The sequence below is a fragment of the Ottowia sp. genome, from assembly GCF_016703145.1.
GTDB lineage: Bacteria > Pseudomonadota > Gammaproteobacteria > Burkholderiales > Burkholderiaceae_C > Ottowia.
The window spans coordinates 1-23,257 of record NZ_JADJCO010000004.1 but is presented as its reverse complement, the minus strand read 5'-3'; the positions used below and the strand labels follow the sequence as shown (position 1 = coordinate 23,257).

At 69.0% G+C, this 23,257-nt stretch carries 18 protein-coding genes and 2 pseudogenes; 12 read left to right on the top strand and 8 right to left on the bottom strand.

Going from position 1 to position 23,257, the window contains the following annotated elements; all coding sequences use genetic code 11:
* Positions 1-51: 51 nt before the first annotated feature.
* From asd to IPG65_RS12780, 7 genes are all read left to right on the top strand, one after another.
* The gene (asd, locus tag IPG65_RS12810; protein WP_293190238.1) at positions 52-900 is read left to right on the top strand and encodes an archaetidylserine decarboxylase; all 849 of its coding nucleotides are present in this window, start codon (positions 52-54) and stop codon (positions 898-900) included.
* 119 nt (positions 901-1,019) lie between these two features.
* Positions 1,020-1,664, top strand: coding sequence for a TetR/AcrR family transcriptional regulator (locus tag IPG65_RS12805; RefSeq protein ID WP_293190159.1), 645 nt, complete (start codon positions 1,020-1,022; stop codon positions 1,662-1,664).
* A gap of 22 nt (positions 1,665-1,686) precedes the next feature.
* Positions 1,687-3,330 carry a carboxyl transferase domain-containing protein gene (locus IPG65_RS12800; RefSeq protein ID WP_293190157.1) on the top strand — a complete coding sequence of 548 codons (1,644 nt, stop codon included), beginning with the start codon at positions 1,687-1,689 and terminating at the stop codon, positions 3,328-3,330.
* A gap of 20 nt (positions 3,331-3,350) precedes the next feature.
* A complete protein-coding gene (locus tag IPG65_RS12795; protein ID WP_293190155.1) occupies positions 3,351-4,532 on the top strand; it encodes an acyl-CoA dehydrogenase family protein in 1,182 nt (393 codons plus the stop codon).
* 79 nt (positions 4,533-4,611) lie between these two features.
* Positions 4,612-6,585, top strand: coding sequence for a biotin carboxylase N-terminal domain-containing protein (locus tag IPG65_RS12790; protein ID WP_293190153.1), 1,974 nt, complete (start codon positions 4,612-4,614; stop codon positions 6,583-6,585).
* A complete protein-coding gene (locus tag IPG65_RS12785) occupies positions 6,582-7,742 on the top strand; it encodes an acyl-CoA dehydrogenase family protein (protein ID WP_293190151.1) in 1,161 nt (386 codons plus the stop codon). Before IPG65_RS12790 ends, IPG65_RS12785 begins: the two co-directional genes overlap by 4 nt.
* An 84-nt stretch (positions 7,743-7,826) precedes the next feature.
* Positions 7,827-9,407, top strand: coding sequence for an AMP-binding protein (locus tag IPG65_RS12780; protein WP_293190149.1), 1,581 nt, complete (start codon positions 7,827-7,829; stop codon positions 9,405-9,407).
* 53 nt (positions 9,408-9,460) lie between these two features.
* Here the strand turns inward: IPG65_RS12780 and IPG65_RS12775 are convergent, their stop codons facing one another.
* The 7 genes from IPG65_RS12775 to IPG65_RS12745 form a co-directional block, all read right to left on the bottom strand.
* On the bottom strand, positions 9,461-9,928 hold the full coding sequence (locus tag IPG65_RS12775) for a hypothetical protein (protein WP_293190147.1): 468 nt from the start codon (positions 9,926-9,928) through the stop codon (positions 9,461-9,463).
* 253 nt (positions 9,929-10,181) lie between these two features.
* Entirely contained in the window at positions 10,182-11,345 is a 1,164-nt protein-coding gene (locus tag IPG65_RS12770; protein ID WP_293190145.1) for an ABC transporter substrate-binding protein, read from the bottom strand.
* Between the two features lie 84 nt (positions 11,346-11,429).
* Positions 11,430-13,286 (bottom strand): long-chain fatty acid--CoA ligase, encoded by a 1,857-nt coding sequence (locus tag IPG65_RS12765; RefSeq protein ID WP_293190143.1) that lies wholly within the window; start codon positions 13,284-13,286, stop codon positions 11,430-11,432.
* A gap of 4 nt (positions 13,287-13,290) precedes the next feature.
* On the bottom strand, positions 13,291-14,064 hold the full coding sequence (locus tag IPG65_RS12760; RefSeq protein WP_293190141.1) for an ABC transporter ATP-binding protein: 774 nt from the start codon (positions 14,062-14,064) through the stop codon (positions 13,291-13,293).
* Between the two features lie 80 nt (positions 14,065-14,144).
* Entirely contained in the window at positions 14,145-14,957 is an 813-nt protein-coding gene (locus IPG65_RS12755) for an ABC transporter ATP-binding protein (RefSeq protein ID WP_293190139.1), read from the bottom strand.
* Positions 14,954-16,030 (bottom strand): branched-chain amino acid ABC transporter permease, encoded by a 1,077-nt coding sequence (locus IPG65_RS12750; RefSeq protein WP_293190137.1) that lies wholly within the window; start codon positions 16,028-16,030, stop codon positions 14,954-14,956. The genes IPG65_RS12755 and IPG65_RS12750 overlap by 4 nt, the downstream gene beginning before the upstream one ends.
* Positions 16,031-16,209: 179 nt before the next feature.
* Positions 16,210-17,085, bottom strand: coding sequence for a branched-chain amino acid ABC transporter permease (locus tag IPG65_RS12745; RefSeq protein ID WP_293190135.1), 876 nt, complete (start codon positions 17,083-17,085; stop codon positions 16,210-16,212).
* 176 nt (positions 17,086-17,261) lie between these two features.
* On the opposite strand from IPG65_RS12745, the gene IPG65_RS12740 reads away from it, so the two are divergent.
* Positions 17,262-18,311 carry a GTP-binding protein gene (locus IPG65_RS12740; RefSeq protein ID WP_293190133.1) on the top strand — a complete coding sequence of 350 codons (1,050 nt, stop codon included), beginning with the start codon at positions 17,262-17,264 and terminating at the stop codon, positions 18,309-18,311.
* Positions 18,312-18,595: 284 nt separating this feature from the next.
* Here the strand turns inward: IPG65_RS12740 and IPG65_RS12735 are convergent.
* A pseudogene (locus tag IPG65_RS12735) lies at positions 18,596-19,547 on the bottom strand (transposase).
* A 234-nt stretch (positions 19,548-19,781) separates the two neighbouring features.
* Here IPG65_RS12735 and dksA point away from each other — a divergent pair.
* The 4 genes and pseudogenes from dksA (at position 19,782) to hslU (ending at position 23,001) form a co-directional block, all read left to right on the top strand.
* On the top strand, positions 19,782-20,462 hold the full coding sequence (dksA, locus tag IPG65_RS12730) for an RNA polymerase-binding protein DksA (RefSeq protein ID WP_293190132.1): 681 nt from the start codon (positions 19,782-19,784) through the stop codon (positions 20,460-20,462).
* 33 nt (positions 20,463-20,495) lie between these two features.
* On the top strand, positions 20,496-20,996 hold the full coding sequence (locus tag IPG65_RS12725; protein ID WP_366820062.1) for a hypothetical protein: 501 nt from the start codon (positions 20,496-20,498) through the stop codon (positions 20,994-20,996).
* Positions 20,997-21,024: 28 nt separating this feature from the next.
* Positions 21,025-21,570, top strand: a complete 546-nt coding sequence (gene hslV, locus IPG65_RS12720) for an ATP-dependent protease subunit HslV (RefSeq protein WP_293190130.1) — start codon at positions 21,025-21,027, stop codon at positions 21,568-21,570.
* A 98-nt stretch (positions 21,571-21,668) separates the two neighbouring features.
* Positions 21,669-23,001: pseudogene (gene hslU / locus IPG65_RS12715) on the top strand (ATP-dependent protease ATPase subunit HslU).
* Positions 23,002-23,257 lie beyond the last annotated feature (256 nt).

Below are 23,257 nucleotides of genomic sequence, written 5' to 3'. Positions count from 1 at the left end.
AAAACTAGAATGGCGCGCTGCCCCTCCCACCCGTGCGCCGTGCCCACCGACCTGTCCGACCGCCTCGCCGTCCTGCCCCAGTACCTGATGCCCCGGCGCGCGCTGACGCAGCTGGCAGGCCGGCTGGCGGGCGCCGAGCTGGGCGGGCTGACGCAGGCGGCCATCCGCCGCTTCGTGGCGCGCTACGGGGTGGACATGAGCGAGGCGGCAAATCCCGACATCGCCGGCTACGCCAGCTTCAACGACTTCTTCACGCGCGCGCTGCGCCCGGGCGCGCGGCCGCTGGCGGCGGCCGACTACCTGTGCCCGGTGGACGGCGCCATCAGCCAGTTCGGCGCCATCGAGCGTGGGCAGATTTTCCAGGCCAAGGGCCACCACTACGGCGCGCGCGCCCTGCTGGCGGGCGACGAGCAGCTCGCGGCCGAGTTCGAGGACGGCCAGTTCGCCACGCTGTACCTGAGCCCGCGGGACTACCACCGCATCCACATGCCCTGCGCCGGGCGGCTGGTGCGGATGACGCACGTGCCGGGCGACCTGTTCTCCGTCAACCCCACCACGGCGCGCGGCGTGCCGGGGCTGTTCGCGCGCAACGAGCGCGTGGTCTGCCTGTTCGACACCGTGCGCGGCCCCCTGGCCTTGGTGCTGGTGGGCGCCACCATCGTCGGCAGCATGGCGACCGTGTGGCACGGCGTGGTCAACCCGCCGCGGCCGGGCGCGGTGCGCCGCTTCGACTACGCGGACCGGCCCGTCGATCTGGCCCGGGGCGCCGAGATGGGGCGCTTCCTGCTCGGCTCCACGGTGGTGCTGCTGTGGCCGCGCGGCACGCTGCGCTTCAACCCCGGCTGGGCGCCCGGCGGCGCCGTCCGGATGGGCGAGGCGATGGGACGCGCGCTCGGCTGATTGGCCTGGGATGCTTCTGAAAGCATAGCTGCCAGCGCTTGACTGGCACGGGCAAAGGCCTTTTTATTTTCACAAAGCAAGCGATTTCCAAAAATTGGAAGTCCTGCTATGCTGTGCCCATGTCCCTGGCCGCCGCACCTCTTTCGCTGCCCGCGCGGCGGGGCCGTCCGCGCAAGAGCGCCGAGGAGCGCGACGAGAGCCTGCGCCGCGCCGAGTTGGTGCGCGCGGCGGCGCGGCTGTTCCGTGCCAAGGGCTTCGATGCCACCAGCACGCGCGACATCGCCGGCGCGGCGGGCATGCACAGTGGCTCGCCCTTCTACTATTTCGACAGCAAGAGCGCCTTGCTCTACGCCGTCATGTGCGACGGCATGGCGCAGGCCGGGCGCAGCCAGGCGCAGGCGCTGCGCGCGCTGGGGCCGCGCGCCGGCGCGCGCGCGCGGCTGGGCGCGCTGATCCGCCACCACTTCGAGGTGCTGCTGGGCCCGGACAGCGACTTCATCCCGGTGATGCTGTACGAATGGCGCTCGCTCACGCCGGCGCAGCGCGAGGGCATCGCGGCGCAGAAGGACGCCTACGAAGCGGCGTGGATGCCGGCGCTGAAGGCGCTGCACCGCGCGGGCGCGCTGCGGGCGCAGCCGGCCGTCGCGCGCCTGTTCATCTTCGGCGCGCTGAACTGGACGGCGCAGTGGTATTCCGAGCGCGGCCCGCTGACGCTGGACGATCTGGCACGGCAGGCGCTCGGCCTGTTCACGGGAGAGGCGTGATGGATACGCGGGTGCTGGCCTCATGAGCCGCTTCGAATCGTCGTGGAACCCGCGCGCCGAGGCCGCGCAGGCGCGGCGCCAGGCCATGCTGGCGCGCATCGCCGCCTGGCGCGCGCTGGAGGAGCGCTCGGCCCGGGCCTCGGCCGCCGCGCGGCCGGTGTTCGAGCGGCGCGGCCAGCTGCTGCCGCGCGAGCGGGTGGCGCTGCTGCTGGACCGCGGCGCGCCCTGGCTGCCGCTGTCCACGCTGGCGGGCTATCTGCAGGACACGCCGGACGCGGCGCGGTCGGTGCCCGGCGGCGGGGTGATCGCCGGCATCGGCTTCGTCGAGGGCGTGCGCTGCATGGTGGTGGCCAGCGACTCCGGCATCGAGGCCGGCGCCATCCAGGCCATGGGGCTGGACAAGATCCTGCGCGCGCAGGAGCTGGCGCTGCACAACCGCTTGCCCTTCATCCACCTGGTGGAGAGCGCCGGCGCCAACCTGATGCGCTACCGCGTCGAGGGCTTCGTGCACGGCGGCGCGCTGTTCCGCAACCTGGCGCGGCACTCGGCGGCAGGGCTGCCGGTGATCACGGTGCAGCACGGCTCGGGCACGGCCGGCGGCGCCTACATGCCCGGGCTGTCGGACATCGTCATCATGGTGCGCGGCCGCTCGCGCGCCTTCCTCGCTGGTCCGCCGCTGCTCAAGGCCGCCACTGGCGAGGTGGCGACCGAGGAGGAGCTGGGCGGCGCCGAGATGCACACCAGCGTCTCGGGCCTGGGCGAATACCTGGCCGAGGACGACCGCCACGCGCTCGGGCTGGCGCGGCGCGTGGTGGCGCAGGTTTCTGAATCAAAATGGCCTGAAGCTCGCATGGGATATACGCCAGCAGCTATCAATGAAGTAGCAAAAGAACCCGTCTTCGACGCCGACGAGCTGCTGGGCCTGATGCCGGCGCACCACCGCGAGCCGGTGGACATGCGCGAGGTGATGGTGCGCCTGGTCGACGCGTCCGACCTGCTGGAGTTCAAGCCGCTGTACGGTGGCGCCACCGTCTGCGCGCAGGGGGCCATCGGCGGGCACCGCGTGGGCTTCGTCAGCAACAACGGCCCCATCGACGTGGCCGGCGCCAACAAGGCCACGCACTTCATCCAGTGGATGTGCCAGCTCGGCCATCCCCTCATCTACCTGCAGAACACCACCGGCTACATGGTCGGCAAGGAGGTGGAGCAGGGCGGCATGATCAAGCACGGCAGCAAGATGATCCAGGCCGTCAGCAACGCCACCGTGCCGCAGCTCACCGTGCAGTGCGGCGCCAGCTTCGGCGCCGGCAACTACGGCATGTGCGGGCGCGGCTACGCGCCGCGCTTTCTGTTCAGCTGGCCCAGCGCCACGACGGCGGTGATGGGCGGCGAGCAGGCCGCGCGCACCATGCGGATCGTCACGGAGGCGGCGCTGGCCCGCAAGGGCCTCCAGCCCGATGTCGGGCAGTCGCAAAAGCAGTTCGACCAGATCGTCGCCATGTTCGAGGCCCAGGCCGACGCGCTGTACACCAGCGGCCTGCTGCTGGACGACGGCGTGATCGACCCGCGCGACACGCGCGCCGTGCTGGCCTTCTGCCTGGACACCCTCGCGGAGGGCGCGGCGCGCGCCGTGCGCCCGGTGCAGTTCGGCGTCGCGCGCATGTGAGCCACCCGAGGAAGCACGCCATGCAACTGACCCACGAGCACCAGCAGGTCCGCGACACGCTCAGGCGCTACATCGACGAGCACATCAACCCCCACGTCGATGCCTGGGAAGAGGCGGAGATCTTCCCCGCGCACCAGGTCTTCAAGGGCCTGGGCGACCTGGGCCTGCTGGGGCTGACCAAGCCGCCCGAGTACGGCGGCGCGGGCCTGGACTATTCGTACAGCATGGTCATGGCCGAGACGCTGGGCCTCGTCCGCTGCGGCGCCGTGCCCATGGCCATCGGCGTGCAGACCGACATGTGCACGCCGGCGCTGGCGCGCTTCGGCAGCGACGAACTCAAGCGCCAGTTTCTGGCTCCCGCCATCGCGGGCGACCAGGTGGGCTGCATCGGCGTCAGCGAACCGGGTGCCGGCAGCGACGTGTCAGGCATCAGGAGCGTGGCGCGCAAGGACGGCGGCGATTACCTCATCAGCGGCCAGAAGATGTGGATCACCAACAGCCTGCAGGCCGACTGGATGTGCATGCTGGTGGGCACCGGCGGCGCCAACCCGCACAGGAACAAGAGCCTGGTGATGGTGCCGATGCGCGACGGGCCCGGCGGCCGGCTCACCCCGGGCATCGAGGTGGCGCGCAAGATCCGCAAGATCGGCATGGATGCGTCCGACACCGGCCTCATCTACTTCGACGAGGTGCGCGTGCCGCAGCGCCACCGCATCGGCGAGGAGGGCCAGGGCTTCATCTACCAGATGCAGCAGTTCCAGGAAGAGCGCCTGTGGGCGGCGGCCAATTCGCTCAGCACGCTCGACGCATGCATCCGCGAGACCATCGACTGGGCGCGCGAGCGCCGCATGTTCGGCGGCACCCTGCTCGACCAGCAGTGGGTGCAGTTCAAGCTGGTCGAATTGCAGACCGAGGTGGAGGCGTTGCGCGCGCTCACCTGGGCCGCGGGCGAGCGCTACGTGCAGGGCCAGGACGTGCTGCAGTGGGCCAGCATGGCCAAGCTCAAGGCCGGCCGGCTGATGCGCCAGGTGGCCGACACCTGCCTGCAGTTCTGGGGCGGCATGGGCTTCACGTGGGAGAACCGCGTGTCGCGCCTGTACCGCGACGGCCGGCTGGCATCGATCGGCGGCGGCGCGGACGAGGTGATGATGGGCATCATTGCCAAGACCATGGGTATGGCCAGGCGAGAGCGGGCGGGATAAGAATGCTCCTGAAATCGAAGCGCATGGCGCAATGCCCACGCTGGCTGCAGGCCGAAATCGTTCAAGAACTGGTATCCGAATGCGCCGCATCCTGATCGCCAACCGCGGCGAGATCGCGCGCCGCGTCATCGCCACCGCGCGGCGCATGGGGATCGAGACCGTGGCCGTCCATTCCGACGCCGACGCCGACGCCGGCGCCCTGCACGTGCGCGAGGCCACCCTGGCCTTCGCCCTGGGCGGCACCGCGTCCGCCGACAGCTACCTGCGCGTCGACAAGCTGCTGGCGGCGGCGCGCGCCTGCGGGGCCGATGCGGTGCACCCCGGCTACGGCTTCCTGAGCGAGGACGCAGGCTTCGCCCAGGCCGTCATCGGCGCCGGCCTGACGTGGATCGGCCCGCCGCCCGCCGCCATCCGCGCGCTGGGCAGCAAGGCCGCCGCCAAGGCGCTGGCCGCCGCGCGGGGCGTGCCCTGCCTGCCGGGCTACGCGGGCGAGGACCAGTCCGAAGCGCGCTTCATCGCTGAAGCGGCCAGGATCGGCTACCCCGTCATGGTCAAGGCCGTGGCCGGCGGCGGCGGGCGCGGCATGCGCCTGGTCGCCGAGGCCGCCGGGCTGCCGCAGGCGCTGGCCAGCGCGCGGTCCGAGGCGCTGGCGGGCTTCGGCCACGGCGAGTTGCTGATCGAGCGCGCTGTTCGGCACCCGCGCCACGTCGAGGTGCAGGTGTTCGCCGACGCGCACGGCCACGCCATCCACCTGGGCGAGCGCGACTGCTCGGTGCAGCGCCGGCACCAGAAGATCATCGAGGAGGCGCCCAGCCCGGCCGTCGATGCCGCCCTGCGCGAGCGCATGGGCGCCTGCGCCGTGGCGCTGGCGCAGGGCGCGGGCTACGTCGGCGCGGGCACGGTGGAGTTCCTGCTGGAGGGCAATGATTTCTATTTGATGGAGATGAACACTCGTCTCCAGGTCGAGCATCCCGTCACCGAGGCGCTGACCGGGCTGGATCTGGTCGAGTGGCAGGTCCGCGTGGCGCGCGGCGAACCGCTGCCGCTGGCGCAGGACCAGGTGCGCTTGCGGGGCCACGCCATCGAGGTGCGCCTGTGCGCCGAGGACGAGCGCTTCGTCCCGCGCACCGGCCACGTGCGCCACCTGTCGGCGCCGCCGGCCGCCGCCTTCGCGCCCGCGCCGCTGCGCTTCGACCACGCGCTGGCCGAGGGCCTGGAGGTCACGCCGCACTACGACGCCATGCTGGGCAAGCTGGTCGCCCATGCCGACACGCGCGCGGCGGCCATCGACCAGCTCGTCGCCGCGCTGGCGCGGCTGGAAGTGCTGGGCCTGCCGACCAACCGTGCGTTCCTGATCGAATGCCTGGGCGATGAAGTCTTCCGGCGCGGCGAGGCGCTGATCTCCTGGCTGTCGTCGGATGCCGACCGGCTTTGCGATTTGCTCTATGAAAAAGAGCAAACGGCGCATGACCAATGCGGGCTGGCGGTCATTTTGACTCAGAATCCTTCGCCGCTGGCCTGCCCTTTCGCCGCGCCGCTGCGGCTGCGCCACCGGGGCGAGACGCAGGCGCTGTCGGTGCGTGTGCGGCCGGGCGGGCTGGAGGTGGCGCCCCACGGGGCCGAGCCGCGCGGCCTGGATGCCGTGCCCTTGCCCGACGGCGCGTGGATGGCCGGCGCCAGCGGCGTGTCGCGCCGGCTGCGCGCGGTCGCCGTGCCGCTGCCAAGCGGCCACGCCGGCTGGCATGTGCAGAGCGGCGGCGTGGACTGGTGGGTGGAGGACGCGTCCTTCGAGCCGGCGGCGGGCGACGCGGCCGCACGCGCCGCCACCGAGCTGCGCGCGCCCTTCAACGGCCGCGTGGTCGCCGTCAAGGCGCGGGTCGGGCAGGCGCTGGCCGCGAGGGAGACGGCGGTGGTCGTCGAATCGATGAAGCTCGAGCACAGCCTGGCGCCGCGCGCCCCGGCCCGGGTGGCCGAGGTGCTGGTATCGGAAGGGCAGCAGGTGGCGCCGGGCCAGGTGCTGCTGCGGTTCGCGCCGGAAAAGGACGCTGCATGAGCAAGACGCCGGAAGAACTGCGGGAGGCGCGCACGCAGCTCGCCGCCACCGTCGAGCGCTTCGCGCGCACCGAGATCGCGCCGCACGTCACCGCATGGGACGCGGCGGGCGAGTTCCCGCGCGCGCTCTACCGCCGCGCGGCGGCGCTGGGCCTGCTGGGCCTGGGCTATCCGGAAGAATTCGGCGGCACGCCCGCGCCCCATGCGCTGCGCCTGCCGCTGTGGGTCGCGCTGTGCCGCCACGGCGCCTCCGGCGGCGTGCTGGCCAGTCTGCTGTCGCACAACATCGGCTTGCCGCCGGTGCTGGCGCTGGGCAGCGACGGCCTGAAGCGCGAGGTGATTCCGCCCGTGCTGGCGGGCGAGCGCATCGCCGCGCTGGCGATCACCGAGCCCGGCGGCGGCTCCGACGTGGCGGCGCTGCGCACCACGGCGCGGCGCGACGGCGACCACTATGTGATCGACGGCGAGAAGGTGTTCATCACCTCCGGCATGCGGGCCGACTGGATCACGCTGGCCGTGAGAACCCGCGAGGGACGTGGCGCCAGCGGCATCAGCCTGCTGCTGGTGCCGGGCGACAGCGCGGGCCTCGGCCGCACGCGCCTGGACAAGATGGGCTGGCAGTGCTCCGACACCGCGCACCTGCGCTTCGACGGCGTGCGCGTGCCGGCGCGCTACCTGCTGGGCGAGGAGGGCGCGGGTTTTCGCGCCATCATGGGCAACTTCAACGCCGAGCGCTTCGGCATCGCCGCCGCGGCGCTGGGTTTTGCCCAGGCCTGCCACGACGAGGCGCTGGCCTGGGCGCGGCAGCGCCAGGCCTTCGGCCAGCCGCTGACCGGCCACCAGGCCATCCGCCACAAGCTGGTGGACATGGAGATGCGCATCCGCGCCACCGCCGCCTGGCTGGACCACGTGGCCGCGCGCGCCGACGCCGGCGACACCGGCTCCGACTGGGTGGGCGAGGTCTGCGTGTTGAAGAACCACGCCACGCAGGCCATGCAGTTCTGCGCCGACGCGGGCGTGCAGATCCTGGGCGGCATGGGTTTCATGCGCGGCACGGTGTGCGAGCGGATCTACCGCGAGGTGAAGGTGCTCACCATCGGCGGCGGCACCGATGAGATCATGAAGGAGCTGGCGGCCCGCCAATGGGGCATTGTTTGAGTGTTTTTGCCAGTTGGCCGGCATGGATAAACGCTGTGTAGCTATCGAATTAATAGTTTTAAAACAACATAAGGAGACAACGCCATGATCGACATGCCCCTGTCCGAGGCCAGCCGCCGCATCCGCCGCGTGGCGCTGGGCGACCTGGTGCACCGCACCGCGCGGAAGTTCGGCGATCGTCCCGCGCTGGTCGATGGCGATGTGCGCCTGAACTACGCCGAGCTGGACGCGCGCAGCTCGCGCTTCGCCCACCACCTGCTGGGCGCCATCGGCAGCGGCCGGCAAGTCGGCATGCTGTGCGGCAACTCGGCCGAGATGGTGGTGGCCACCAACGGCATCCACAAGTCCGGCAACGTGTGGGTGCCGGTCAACACCAAGCTGGACGTGGCCGCCATCGACTACATCCTGCGCCACGCCGAGGTGTCGGCCGTGGTGGTGGACGAGGCCCTGCGCGCCGACCCGGCCCTGGGCGCCGCGCTTCATGCCCTGGGCGTGCCGCTCGTCGTCACCCTGGGCGGCGGCGCACCGGGCGCCCCGTCATTGGCGCAGGCCGAGGCCGGCCAGCCGGACACGCTGCCCGAGGTGGACATCGAGGGCGAGCAGCCCGCGCTGCTGATGTACACCAGCGGCACCACCGGCCACCCCAAGGGCGTGGTGCACTCGCACCTGTCGGTGATGACGGCCATCGCCGGCAACGTGGCCACCGTGGGCTACACCGAGCGCGACGTGGTGTCGTGCCTGCTGCCGCTGTTCCACTGCGCCCAGCACGGCCTGGCCGCCAACGCCAGCGCTGTCGGCGCCTGCCTGGTGATCGCGCGCGCCTTCGACCCGGCGCTGCTGCGCCAGTCCATCCTGGACGAGGGCATCACCATCTTCTTCGGCCTGCCCATGATGTACGCCGCGCTGCTGGCCGACCCCGGCTTTGCGCCCACCACCGTGCGCCAGGGCATCTACGCCATGGCGCCCGTCCCGGAACCGCTGCTGAAGGCCATCGCCGCGCGCATGACGCCCAACCTGATGCTGGGCACCGGCCAGACCGAGATCTACCCCGTCACCATGACCTTCAAGCCGGCCGAGCACCCCGCGCTGGGCGGCAACTACTGGGGCGTGTCGGCCATCCACTGCGAGACGGCGGTGATGGACGACGAGGGCCGCCTCCTGCCGCCTGGCCAAGTGGGCGAGATCGTGCACCGCGGCGCCAACGTCATGCTGGGCTACTTCAAGGACCCCGAGGCGACGGCGGCGGCGCAGCGCTTCGGCTGGCACCACACGGGCGATCTCGGCATGTGGGTCGATGGCCAGCTGATGTTCAAGGACCGCAAGAAGGACATGATCAAGACCGGCGGCGAGAACGTGGCCAGCGTCAAGGTCGAGGCCGTGGTGCTGGCCCACCCCGGCGTGGCCGGTGCGGCGGTGCTGGGCCTCCCGCACCCGCGCTGGGCCGAGGCGGTGTGCGCCTTCGTGGTCAGGAAGCCCGGCGCCGACCTGGACGAGGCCACGCTGCTGGCGCACTGCCGGCAGCAGCTGGGCGGCTTCGAAGTGCCCAAGCTGGTCCACTTCGTCGACGCGCTGCCGGCCACCGCCACCGGCAAGGTGCAGAAGAACGTGCTGCGCCAGCAGTTCGCCCCCTGGGCCGAGCAAGCCTGGGCCCGCGAGAGCGCTTGACGATGGCGAGCCACTGCCGTTCGCCAGCTGGGTGGGTCGTGGTCGAGCGTGCTCTAGGACCTGGGCGCCGCGTGCGTGCCCACCGTCACGGACTGTTGCGCACCGTCGGGGGAGGGCGTGGCGATGAGATCCTCGATGATGAATGCGCGGTAGTGGAAGGCCGCCACCGCGCCCTGGGCGGCAATGGTCGAAACCAGCGCGTCGGCATGGTCCTTGCCGGCCATCTCGATCAGCAGGCCATGGTGGCCGGTGCCAGCCAGATCGGCGATCCGGCGCACCATGTCGCCCTCGGCGCCCACCGAGGGCAGGGGGGTGTCGGCGGTGCCCAGCGTCTGCACGATCTCCTGCAGGATCACGTCCGGGCTGGCATGTGCGATGCCGCCCGCATGGCCCGCTGCATGCAGCGCAGCGGCGGCCTGGCGCGCGCGGTCCTCATCCGGAAACAGGGCGAACACGTGGCCCGTGGGATAGAAGACGCCGCCCAGGCTGGTCATGGTGGCGTCGAGGACGAAGGGTTTCATGGCCATCTCCCGAGGCTGTTGCTCTCCAGTCGATTGAACCGCCGGACCCGTGCGCGCCGTGTAGGCCAATGGGCCATTCGACCGTCAGTCGCCGCGCGGCGCGCCGTGCGGTCCAGGGCTGTTCGGTGTCGCGGAATACTACGGAATTAATAGCTGAAAGCCCATATCTCATGCGGGATGTAGCCTGATATATTCAAAAAAATACCGCAGAAAAGCCGCCTGCGGGCGGCTGGCCGGCCGGCGCGCGGTGGCTTCACTTGAAGTAGTCGGACACCACCTTCCATCGCCCGTCCTGGAGCTGCGACATGCGCGCGGCGTCGCTGCCCAGGCGCTTGGTGGGCGAGAACGTCATCTCGGCGTTGCCGAAGATGTCGGACGGGATGGTCATGCTGTCCATGGCCTTGACGAAGCTGTCGGTGGTCAGGCCGGGGCCGGCTTTCTGCGCGCCCTTGATGAAGGCATCCATCAGGATGTAGCCGTAGGCGGAGAGCACCGCCGGGTCTTCGTTGAACTTGGTCTTGTACTTGTTGGCCCAGAAGCGCAGCGGCTGCGAGGCCTCGTCGAGGTAGGGGTTCTGCACCGTCATGGTGGCGTAGAGGCCGTCCATGGCCTTGCCGCCGAGCTTGTGGATCAGGTCCGTGTAGGCGGCGCTGGAGCCCAGGAAGGTGGGCGAAAAGCCCGTCTTGCGCGCCTCGGCGATGGCGCCGATGGTCTCGCGGATGATGGTGCCCAGCACCACCAGGTCGCAGCCGGCGGCCTTCATGCGGGCGGTCTGCGAGGAGAAGTCGGTGGCGTTGCGCTTGAAGCTGGTTTTCTCGGCCAGCTCCATGCCCATGGTCTTGAGGCCGGCCTCGGCGCCGCGCACCACCTCGTGCCCGAACTCGTCGTCCTGGTAGATCGTGCAGACCTTCTTGGCGCCCTTTTCCTTGACCAGCCTGGGCACGGCCTGGCGCATCTGGTCGTAGTAGGTGGCGGCGAAGGAGTACTTCAGCCGGTGCAGCGGCTCGTACATCTCGCGCGCGGCCGTGACGGGGAAGAAGCTGACCACGTTCTTGGCGAACAGCACCGGGAAGGTGGCCAGGTTCTGCGCTGTGCCGATGTGGCCGACCATGGCGAAGATCTGGTCCTGGTTGACGAGCTTCTGCGCCGCCAGCACGGCGCGCTTGGGGTCGTAGCCCGAGTCCTCGACCTTGAGCACGATCTTGCGGCCGTTGACGCCGCCCTGCTCGTTGATCTCGTCCACGCGCAGTTGCATGCCGTTGCGCAGCTGCTTGCCGAAACCCGCGATGGGGCCGGACAGATCCTGGATGGAGCCCAGCGTGATCTCGTTCTTGCTGACCCCCTGCGTCTGGGCGGCGGCGGGACCGGCGGCGCCCAAGGTGCAGGCCAGGGCGAGGAGAGCGTGTTTCAGCAGCATGATGGACCTCCTTGGGTGGATGGCGGATTGTGTGCACGCGGCGCCGGGCGCGGCGGCGGTGATTACCCTGACGGCGGCGGCGCTTCAGCGGTACATGGCCTCGATCTGCGGCGCGTACTTGGCCTGCACCAGCTTGCGCTTGAGCTTCATCGTGGGGGTCAGCTCCTCGTCCTCGGCGCTGAGCTGGGTGTCGAGCAGGAAGAACTTCTTGATCTGCTCCACGCGGGCGAACTTGCGGTTGACCTCGTCGATCACGCCCTGGATCAGCGCCTGCACCTCGGGCGCGCGCGTCAGGCTGGCGTAGTTGGAGAAGGGCACGTCGTGGTCCTGGGCGTACTTCTCGACGTTCTCCTGGTCGATCATGACGATCACCGTCAGGTACGGCCGCGCGTCGCCGACCACCACCGCGTCGGTGACGTAGGGGCTGAACTTGAGCTCGTTCTCCAGCTCGCTGGGCGTGACGTTCTTGCCGCCGGCGGTGATGATGATGTCCTTCATGCGGTCGGTGATGCGGAAGAACCCGCTTTCGTCCACCGTGCCCACGTCGCCGGTGCGCAGCCAGCCGTCGGCGGCGAAGGTCTCCGCCGTCTTCCCGGGCTGGTTCAGGTAGCCCTTGAACACGTTGGCGCCGCGCACCTGGATCTCGCCCGTGGCCGGGTCGAGCCGCACTTGGTTGAAGCCGGCCGCCGGGCCGATGGAGCCGGGCAGCATGCGGTCCGCCGGCACGCCGGTGGCCGCGCCGCACGTCTCGGTCATGCCCCAGACCTCCAGCATCGGCACGCCGAGCGACAGGTACCACTTGACCAGCTCGGGCGAGATCGGCGCCGCGCCGGTGACCAGGAAGCGCGCGCGGTGGATGCCGATGAGCTTGCGCACATTGTCCAGCGCCAGCCAGCGCGCCAGGCGAAAGCGCGTTTTCAGCGACGCCGGCACCGGCTGGCCGGCCAGCACGTGCTCGGCGATCTGCCGGCCCACGCCGATGCCCCAGCCGTACACCGCCCGCTGCAGCGGGGTGCTTTCCTTCAGGGCGATCATCACGCCGGAATAGAACTTCTCCCACACGCGCGGCACGGCGGTGAAGACGGTGGGCGCGATCTCGCGCACGTTCTCGGGCACGGTGTCGGGGTTCTCGACGAAGTTGAGCCGGGCGCCGGTGTAGAGCGAGAAGTATTCCCCGCCCATGCGCTCGGCGATGTGGCACAGCGGCAGGAAGCACATGCATTCGTCCGTCTCGTCGCGGGCGATGAGCGTGTTGTAGCCGCGGGCGGTGTACACCAGCCCGGCGTGCGTGTGCATGGCGCCCTTGGGCTTGCCGGTGGTGCCCGAGGTGTAGACCAGGATCGCCAGGTCCTCCGGCCGGCAGGCGGCCACGCGGCGCTGCAACGCCTCGGGGTGGGCGGCGTGATGCTCGCGCCCCAGGGCGCGCAGCGCGTCCAGGCTGATCACGCCGGGGTCCTGAAGGTCGCGCAGGCCCTTCATGTCGAAGACGACGATCTGGCGCAGGCGCGGCAGCCGCGCGCGCACTTCCAGCGCCTTGTCGAGCTGCTCGTCGTCCTCGACGAACAGGACGCTGGTGCCCGAGTCCTCGCACAGGTAGTGCACCTGCGCGGGCGCGTCGGTGGGGTAGATGCCGTTGGACACGCCGCCGCAGGACAGCACCGCCAGGTCGGCCAGCACCCAGTCCACCACGGTGTTGGAGAGGATGGACGTGGTGTCGCCGGCAGCGAAGCCCAGGCTCATCAGTCCGCCGGCGATCTCGCGCACGGCCTCGCCGGTCCGCGCCCAGCTCCAGCTGCGCCAGATGCCCAGTTTTTTCTCGCGCAGCCAGACCTTGGGGCCGCGCTGCGCCACGGCGTTCCAGAACATCGCGGGGATGGTGTCGCCGTCCAGCACGCTATCGTGGCGTGGGCGGATGTGCGAGAGGTTCCAGAGATTGGACACGAATCTATCTCCAGGTCTTCTTCTTCTTCCAGCGCCGCTCGCCGCGCACGCCGGCGTCCTTCATGCCGAGGTAGAACTCCTTGATGTCCTCTTTCTCGCGCAGGCGGGCGCAGGTGTCCTCCATCACGATGCGGCCGTTTTCCAGCACGTAGCCATGGTCGGCGGCGTTCAGGGCCATGTTGGCGTTCTGCTCGACCAGCAGGAGGGTGGTGCCGCGCTCTCGGTTGATGCGCACCACGATCTCGAAGATCTCCTTGGTCAGCCGGGGCGACAGGCCCAGGCTGGGCTCGTCCAGCAGGATCAGCTCGGGCGCGGCCATCAGCGCCCGGCTGATGGCCAGCATCTGCTGCTGCCCGCCCGACAGCAGGCCGGCGTCCTGCGCCGCGCGCTCCCTCAGGATCGGGAAGTAGGCGAACACTTGCTCCATGTCGCGCGCCACGCCGTCGCGGTCGCGGCGGGTGTAGGCGCCCATCAGCAGGTTGTCCCTCACCGACAGCAGCGGGAACACCTCGCGCCCCTCGGGCACGTGGGACAGGCCCTGCTGCACGATGAAGGCGGGGTCCTTCGCGGTGATGTCCTGCCCCTTGAACTCGACCGAGCCCTTGCGCGGATCGATGATGCCGGAGATGGTTTTCAGGATGGTGGTCTTGCCGGCGCCGTTGCTGCCCAGCACGGTGGCGATCTGGCCGCGGGCCACCTGCAGGCTGACGCCGCGGATGGCCTTGATGGGGCCGTAGGCGCTCTCCACGTTCAGCAGCCGCAGCAGGGCATCGTTCATGTGGCCCCCACGCTCCCCCGCTTCGCGAGGTTCGCTGCCCCCCGAGGGGGTCTTTGCGTCTTCGGGCGGCCGGGCGGCGGTCATGCCGTCCTCCGCAGCGAGGACACGTCGTCCACCGAGCCCAGGTAGGCCTCGATGACCGCCGCGTCGCCCTGCACTTCGGCCGGCGTGCCCATGGCCAGCACCCGGCCCTGGTTCATCGCCACCACGCGGTCTGACACGCGCGAGACCAGCGCCATGTCGTGCTCCACCATCAGCACCGTGATGCCCAGCTCCTGCACGATGTCCTGGATCCAGAACGCCATGTCCCCGGTCTCCTCGACGTTCAGGCCGGAGGACGGCTCGTCCAGCAGCAGCAGCCGGGGTTCGGCGCACAGCGCGCGTGCCAGCTCGACCACCTTGCGCACGCCGTAGGGCAGGCCGGCCACCACCGATTCGCGGTGGTGCTGCAGGTCCAGCAGATCGATCACGCGCTCCACGCGCTCGCGCGCCCGCACCTCGGCCGCGCGCGTGGCGGGGGTGAAGAACAGCTCGCTCCAGAAGCCCGTGCGGCGGTGCGTGTGGCGGCCGATCAGCAGGTTGTGCAACACGCTGGCGTGCTCGAACAGCTCGATATTCTGGAACGTGCGCGCGATGCCCAGCGAGGCCACCCGGTGCGGCGGCTGCGCCGTGAGATCGATCGGTCCTTGCGGACCGGCGTAACTGATCTTGCCGCTGGTGGGCGCGTAGATGCGGCTGATCAGGTTGAACACCGTCGTCTTGCCCGCGCCGTTGGGGCCGATCAGCGTGAACACCTCGCCGCGCCGTACGTCGAAGCTGACGTCGTCCACCGCCAGCACGCCGCCGAAGCGCACGCTCAGGTGCCGGGCCGACAGCAGCACGTCGTCGGTCATTTCAAGCGATCCGACTTCTGGAAGGACTTCTGCCGCTTGAACATGCCCTGGCGGTAGAAGGGGAGCATCTGCAGCCAGGTGCGCACTTTCAGCCAGCGCCCGTACAGGCCCAGCGGCTCGAACAGCACGAACGCGATCAGCACCGAGCCGTACACCACCGCCTGCAGGCCGGGCGCCTGGCCCACGGCGTCGGGCAGCCAGTCCTTGCCGAGGGCGATGAGCTGCGGCATGGCGATGAGGAAGATGGCCCCCAGGAAGGCGCCGTGCACCGAGCCCAGCCCGCCGATCACCACCAGCAGCAGCAGGTCGATCGACTGGAGGATGCTGAACTGGTCCGGCGACAGGAACTGCAGCTTGTGCGCGTACAGCGCGCCGGCCACGCCCGCCAGCGCGGCCGAGAGGGCGAACGACAGCGTCTTGTAGCGCGCCAGGTGGATGCCCATGCTCTGCGCCGAGATCTCCGAGTCGCGGATGGCGACGAAGGCGCGGCCCGTGGGCGAGCGCAGCAGGTTCAGGAGGCCCAGCGTGGCCAGCATGGCAGTCACCAGGCAGACGGCGTAGAAGCTCTCGCTGGAGTCGATCGTCCAGCCCAGCAGGGTGGGCGGGTTGACCATCATGCCGCTGTTGCCGCCGGTCACCGGCTCCCAGCGCGCGAACACTTCTTCCACGATGAAGCCGAAGGCCAGCGTGGCGATGCCCAGGTAGATGCCCTTCACGCGCAGCGCCGGCAGGCCCACCACCACGCCCACCGCGGCGGCCAGCAGCGCCGCGCACGCCATGGCCAGCGGAAACGGCCAGCCGGCGTTGGCCAGCACCGCCTGCGTGTAGGCACCCACGCCCAGGAAGGCGGCATGCCCGATCGAGAACTGCCCGGTGTAGCCGGACAGCAGCATCAAGCCCAGGCCCGCGATGCCGTAGATGAGCACGAAGGTGAGCTGCGCCAGCCAGTACTCCGGCAGCAGCCAGGGCGCCGCGGCCAGGAAGGCCAGCAGCAGCCCGTACCAGAACACCTGCCCGCCATGCCTGGCCAGGCGGATGTCCTGCGCGTAGCTGGTCTTGAAGATGAAGCGCATCTCAGTGATCCATGGACCCCAGCACCACCCGCGCCGCATGAAACAGCACGGATCGAATGGCCGCGGAGCAGGCCACGCCAGTGCACCCGTGGCCGGGGTCCTCCCGGCCAGTGGGTGCGCCCCCTCGAGGGGGGAGGCGCAACATCGCGCAGCGAGTGGAGACACGGGGGTGGTTCATTTCACACCTTCTTGCGCAGCTTCTCGCCGAACAGCCCGTTGGGCCTGACCATCAGCATGATCAGCACCACGACGTACGCGGCGATGTCCTTGAACCCCTCCGGCAGGTAGAAGCCGGCCAGCGACTCGACGATGCCGATCACGAGTCCGCCGACGATGGCCCCCGGCAGGCTGCCGAAGCCGCCCACCACCGCGGCCGGAAACGCCTTCAGCCCGATGAAGCCCATGTTGGCGTGCACGAAGGTGATGGGTGCCAGCAGCAGCCCGGCCACCGCCGCCACCGCCGCGGCCAGCCCCCACACCAGCCCGTTCAACCGCTTGACCGGGATGCCCATGTAGTACGCCGCCAACTGGTTCTGCGACGCGGCCTGCATGGCGATGCCCAGCTTGCTGTAACGGAACATGGCGAACAGGCCGCCGCACAGCAGCGCCGTGCCGGCGATCACCACCAGTTGCTCGGCGCTGAGCACCAGCGGGCCGACGTTCAGCACCACGTCCTTGTAGGGCACGGGCAGCAGATGGGTTTCGGTGCCGACGCCGGGGATCATCGTGACCAGCCCGCGCGCCACGTAGCCGATGCCGATGGTCAGCATCACGATGGAGAACGCCGGCTGCCCCAGGATGGGGCGGACGACCACGCGCTCCAGCAGCACGCCGAACAGCGCCATGGCGGCGATGGCCGACAGCACCGCCAGCCAGAACGGAAAGCCCAGCAGCGCCATGCCGGCGAGGCCGCAGAAGGCGCCCAGCATCATCAGCTCGCCCTGGGCGAAGCTCACGGTCTCGGTGGCCTTGTAGATCAGCACGAAGCCCAGCGCGATCAGGCCGTAGATGCAGCCCTGCGCCGCGCCGCTGATCACCAGTTGCAAAAACTGCAATGCGTCTCCAGAAGGATTGATGCGTCCATCGTGATGGTGTGTCACTCTAGCGACGCCGCCGTCGCCGGGGGCCCCCGAGAAACCCTAAGGAAACCGTACTGCTTGGAGCCGTCGGCAGGGGGGCTCCGCTAAACTGCCAAGCTTGGTTTCGCACTCGCCGGCCTCGGCAACTCTCCATGTCCCTCATCCCCGCCACCATCGTCACCGGCTTTCTCGGTTCGGGCAAGACCACGCTGCTCAAGCGCGTGCTGACCGAGGCGCACGGCCAGAAGATCGCCGTGATCGAGAACGAATTCGGCGAGGAGAACATCGACAACGACATCCTCGTGGGCGACACCGAGGAGCAGATCATCCAGATGAGCAACGGCTGCATCTGCTGCACCATCCGAGAAGACCTGCGCGCAACCCTGCAATTGCTGGCCGCCAAGAAGCGCAAGGGCCTGCTGGACTTCGAACGCGTGGTCATCGAAACCACCGGCCTGGCCGACCCCGGCCCCGTGGCGCAGACCTTCTTCATGGACGACGAGATCGCCGAGAGCTACCTGCTCGACGCCATCGTCACCCTGGTGGACGCCAAGCACGCCGCCGGCCAGTTGGACGACCGCCTGGAGGCGCAGCGCCAGGTGGGCTTTGCCGACCAGATCTTCATCAGCAAGGCCGACCTGGTCGACGCCGCCAGCCTGGACGCGCTGCAGCACCGCCTCAGGCACATGAACCCGCGCGCGCCGCAGCGCGTGACTCACTTCGGCGAGGTGCCGATCGGCGAGGTGTTCGACCTGCGCGGCTTCAACCTGAACGCCAAGCTGGACATCGACCCCGACTTCCTCAAGGACGACGCGCACGAGCACCACCATCACCATGACGGCGAACACTGCGACCATCCCTCGCACGGACACGATCATGATCAGGGCCACCATCACCACCATGACGACGACGTCAAGAGCTTCGTGTTCCGCTCCGAGCGTGCGTTCGACCCCGTCAAGCTCGAGGATTTCCTGGGCGCCATCGTCAACATCTACGGCCCGCGCATGCTGCGCTACAAAGGCGTGCTGTGGATGAAGGGCGCCGAGCGCAAGGTCATCTTCCAGGGCGTGCACCAGCTCATGGGCAGCGACCTGGGCCCCGCCTGGTCTCCGGGCGAGACGCGCGTCAGCAAGATGGTGTTCATCGGCATCGACCTGCCCCGGGACATCCTGCTGCAGGGACTGGAGCAGTGCGTGCTCTGAACCACCAGCGCGGCGCTCGCCCTGTCTCGCGAGGAAACCGGGAAACTTCGGGCGAGCTGGCGCTTTCTTGATCTCCCTGTTTCAGGGCCGTGTCCAGGGTCGATACAATCGCCGCCTTCGAGCCCCTCCGCCCCTGTTGTCTCGGCGGTGTGGCCGAAGCGCCCAAGAAGGTCTATAAGAGGGCTTGGTGCGGATGGAGATGCCCTCCTTCATCCGTCGAACACGCGGTTGGAGGCTGCGGCGCGCCGCACCTTCCTCAACAGCAACCATCTTGAATGACTAACTCAAGCTATCCCTGCGATCTCGTTGCGCCAAGGCGACTTGGTGCGAGCGATGGCGTTCAGGATGATCAGCAGTTTGTGCATGCAGGCCACGAGGGCGACCTTCTTGGGTTTGCCCGCCACCAGCAGCTTTGCGTAGAAGGCTTTGAGCACTGGATTGAAGCGTGTACCGACGAGCGCGGCCACGTAGAGCACGCGACGCACGTCGGAGCGCCCGCCGAAGATATGACGCTGCCCGCGCAAGGTGCCCGAGTCGCGGTTCATCGGGGCCAAGCCCACCAGCGAGGTGATCTGCCTGCGGTTGAGGTGACCGAGTTCAGGCAGCTGCGCCAGGAGCGTGCTGGCTGTCGTGGGGCCAACGCCTTTGACGGAGGTCAGCAGTTTGGCCAGGTCAGCGTGGTGAGCCCGCACGTGTTCGCGCAGCTGCCCGTCCACGTCGTGGAGCTGGGCGGCGATCGCATCCATGATCGCCAGGATGCTGGCCTTGGCCTTCGGATGGGCCAGCGCCAGGCGCTGGCGCTCGGCCACCAGCATGGCGACCAACTGACGTCGGCGCGTCACCAGCGCGGTGAGTTCGCGCTGCTGCGCATCGAGCAGCGCACGCGGCTCATGACCCTGCGCGTCCAGCAGGGCGGCGAAGCCGCGCAACACCTGCGCGTCGATGCGATCGGTCTTGGCCAGCTTGCCCGTGCAGCGGGCGAAGTCGCGTGCCTGGCGCGGGTTGATGACCGAAACGCGCAGGCCCGCCGCAGCCAGCGCAAGCGCCAGCAGTCGCTCATGGCCGCCCGTGGCCTCCAGCAGGATCAGGCGCGGTGCCAGCGGTACCAGCACCTGGCACAACTCGGCGTGGCCCGGCCTCGTCGTTGCCCAGACTCAAGGTTTGCGCCTCGCCGCTGGCAGCCACCTCGAAGCTGGCCTTGGCGACATCGATACCCACGTAGACAGGTTCACTCATAGCAGTTCTCCGGCTCCCAGCCTTATGAATACGAAATGTGTTCGATCAACCATTCGGGATGCAGCAGAACAAAAAAAGACCACCACCGCGCGCCCTGTGCTGTGGTTCGAGCTCGGGCTCGCAGGAGACCCAGGCTGCGCAATGGCGAGTCAACCCGTTCACTGATCGACGTGCTTGCCTGCACTTCGACCACTGAAGTTTGAATTATTTGAAAGATATAAGGAGACGGAAGACGTGAAACCTGCGGCAGCCAAAACCCCGGCCGAACCCAAGGCAACGCTCGCCAAGGCCGCGCCAGCGCTGGCCAAGCGCCCGAGCCCGCCTGTCGCCAAGACCGCTGCGCCGGCCAAGGCGCCTGCGGCGTCCAAGAAGATCGCCCCCTCCCTGGCCACCACGCCAATCCCGCCCAAGATTCTGCCCATGCCCACCGTTGTCGCTGCCCCCGTGCCCACGCCCGTCAAGAAAGACCCGCGCCTGGCCAACAACTGGAAAACCAAGACCGCCCACGAGCTGACCGATGCCGAAGTCATCGCCATGCCGGACAGCGAGTACATGAACGACAAGCAGATGGCGTACTTCCGCCTGAAGCTGGTTCAGCTCAAGGACGACATCCTGGCCAACGCCGGCGAGACCACCGAGCATTTGCGCGAGGACACCGTGGTGGTGCCCGATCCCGCCGACCGCGCCACCATCGAGGAAGAGCATGCGCTGGAGCTGCGCACGCGCGACCGCGAGCGCAAGCTGCTGAAGAAGATCGAGCAGTCCATCGGCCGCATCGACGCCGGCGACTACGGCTATTGCGACGAGACGGGCGAGCCCATTGGCGTGCCCCGCCTGCTGGCGCGCCCCACCGCCACGCTGTCGCTGGAGGCGCAACAGCGGCGTGAGCTCAAGCAGAAGATGTTCGGGGACTGATCGCGCGGTTTTTCACGGGAGGCCACCAGCCACATGAGCAAGGACAAAGATCCTGGGGCAGGCGGCGGCGGGTTGTTGTCCAAGGTGGTTCGTTTCGTCAAGAGCCCGACCACGCACTGGTCCGATCTGGACCGTCCCGACGGCGATGCCGGCGACAGCGAGTCGCGCCTGGCGCTCAAGGAGATGATCGAGCGCAAGCGGCGCAACGACTTCGTGCGCAACCGCGAGTTCGACATGCTGCGCAAGATCCGCCGGCGCGGCACGCTGCGAGACGAGGATGCCGCGGGCCTGCCCAGCAGCCAGGCCGCCAACACCGGCGAGCGCGTGCGTACACTGAGGAAGATCGACGAGATCGAGGTCCAGATGTCCGGGAACTGGTGTCGACGGCACGGCGGGGCGCCCGGCAAGGGCGCTGCCCCGGCGATCCAGGCCGGGTCGTCGCCCGGTTTCGACAAGACCAGTCCCTTGCCTCTGCGCGAGGCGGAGCCAGGCCCGCCGGGCTTCCATGGCGCGCGCGACGCCCGGCCCTTGTGAAACCCGCCTTCATCCCCACCTAGCCCCGATGGAACCATTTCACGGCACGACCATCCTCAGCGTGCGGCGCCAGACGCACGAAGGCTGGCAGGTGGCGATCGGCGGCGACGGCCAGGTGACCCTGGGCAACATCGTCGTCAAGGGGTCGGCGCGCAAGGTGCGCAAGCTCCATCACGGCCGGGTGCTGGCGGGCTTTGCCGGCGCCACGGCGGACGCCTTCACCCTGTTCGAGCGCTTCGAGGCCAAGCTTGACAAGCACCAGGGCCACCTGACGCGCGCGGCCATCGAGCTGACCAAGGACTGGCGCACCGACCGCGTGCTACGCCGGCTGGAGGCCATGCTGGCCGTGGCCGACCGGGAGGCCTCGCTCATCATCACCGGCAACGGCGACGTGCTGGAGCCCGAGCACGGCCTGGTGGCCATCGGCTCCGGCGGCGCCTATGCCCAGTCGGCGGCCAAGGCGCTGCTCGACCACACCGACCTGCCGGCCGACCAGATCGTCAAGAAATCGCTGGAGATCGCCGGCGAGCTGTGCATCTACACCAACATGCACCACACCATCGAGACGCTCTAGGATTGCTATCCTATTGATAGCTTTCGGTGCAATATCCAAGCCGGCTAGTGGCTAATTTCATTCAGAAAACGTTTTTCGCCCCCCCCCCGCAGACCGCCATGTCGTCCATGACCCCGCAGGAGATCGTCTCCGAACTTGATCGCCACATCGTCGGCCAGCAGGACGCCAAGCGCGCCGTGGCCATCGCGCTGCGCAACCGCTGGCGGCGCCAGCAGGTCGACGAGAAGCTGCGGCCCGAGATCACGCCCAAGAACATCCTCATGATCGGCCCCACCGGCGTGGGCAAGACCGAGATCGCGCGCCGCCTGGCGCGGTTGGCGGGCGCGCCCTTCATCAAGGTCGAGGCGACCAAGTTCACCGAGGTCGGCTACGTCGGCAAGGACGTCGATTCGATCATCCGCGACCTGGCCGAGATGGCCGTCAAGCAAGCGCGCGAGCAGGCCATGCGCCAGCATCGCACGCGCGCCGAGGACCTGGCCGAGGACCGCATCCTCGACGTGCTGATTCCCCCCGCCCGCAACGCCGACGGCAGCACCCCGCCGGCCGCCGACGGCGCCGCGCGGCAGAACTTCCGCAAGCGACTGCGCGAGGGCCAGTTGAGCGACAAGGAGATCGAGATCGAGCTGGCGCAGCCCCAGCCCTCGCTGGAGATCATGGGCCCGCCCGGCATGGAGGAAATGGCCGAGCCAGCTCAAGGGCATGCTCGGCAACATCGGCGCCGGCCGCCGCAAGATGCGGCGCGTGAAAATCGGCGAGGCCCTGAAGCTGCTGGTGGACGAAGAGGCCGGCAAGCTGGTCAACGAGGACGAGATCCGCGTGCAGGCGCTGCAGAACCTGGAACAGAACGGCATCGTCTTCATCGACGAGATCGACAAGGTGGCCTCGCGCGGCGAGGGCGGCGGCACGGGCGAGGTGTCGCGCCAGGGCGTGCAGCGCGACCTGCTGCCGCTGGTCGAGGGCACCACCGTGAGCACCAAGTACGGCATGGTGCGCACCGACCACGTCCTGTTCATCGCCTCCGGCGCCTTCCACCTGGCCAAGCCCAGCGACCTGATCCCGGAGCTGCAGGGCCGCCTGCCGATCCGGGTCGAGCTGGCCTCGCTGTCGGTGCGCGACTTCGAGGCCATCCTGACCCAGACCGACGCCTCGCTGGTGCGCCAGTACCAGGCGCTGCTGGCCACCGAGGGCGTGACGCTGGCGTTCGCGGAGGGCGGCATCTCGCGTCTGGCCGAGATCGCCTGCGCGGTCAACGAATCGACCGAGAACATCGGCGCGCGGCGCCTGGCCACCGTGATGGAGCGCCTGCTGGACGAGGTGAGCTTCGACGCCACGCGCCTGCAAGGACAGACCGTGACCATCGACGCCGCCTACGTCGATGTGCGGCTGGCGGCGCTGAGTCGCGACGAAGACCTGTCCCGTTACATCCTCTGAGCGACGGCTCGCTGTCGCCCGGCTCCGCCATCCGTAAACAAATTCACACGAGCGCCTTCCTCGTGATTCGGGGCCGGTGCGGCGCGAGCCTGTCAGCTTACTTTGACTATCACTGCTAAGTGCCTAATTCCAAAGTATTTTTGATTTTTGGTTATGGTGGAAAACCCAGCTAAGGCCTTGATTTCATTGAAATAATTTGTAGGGTGCCTGCCCCGTTCCCGTGATTCCTGCTACAGTGCAAAAAAGTGCAATTAAG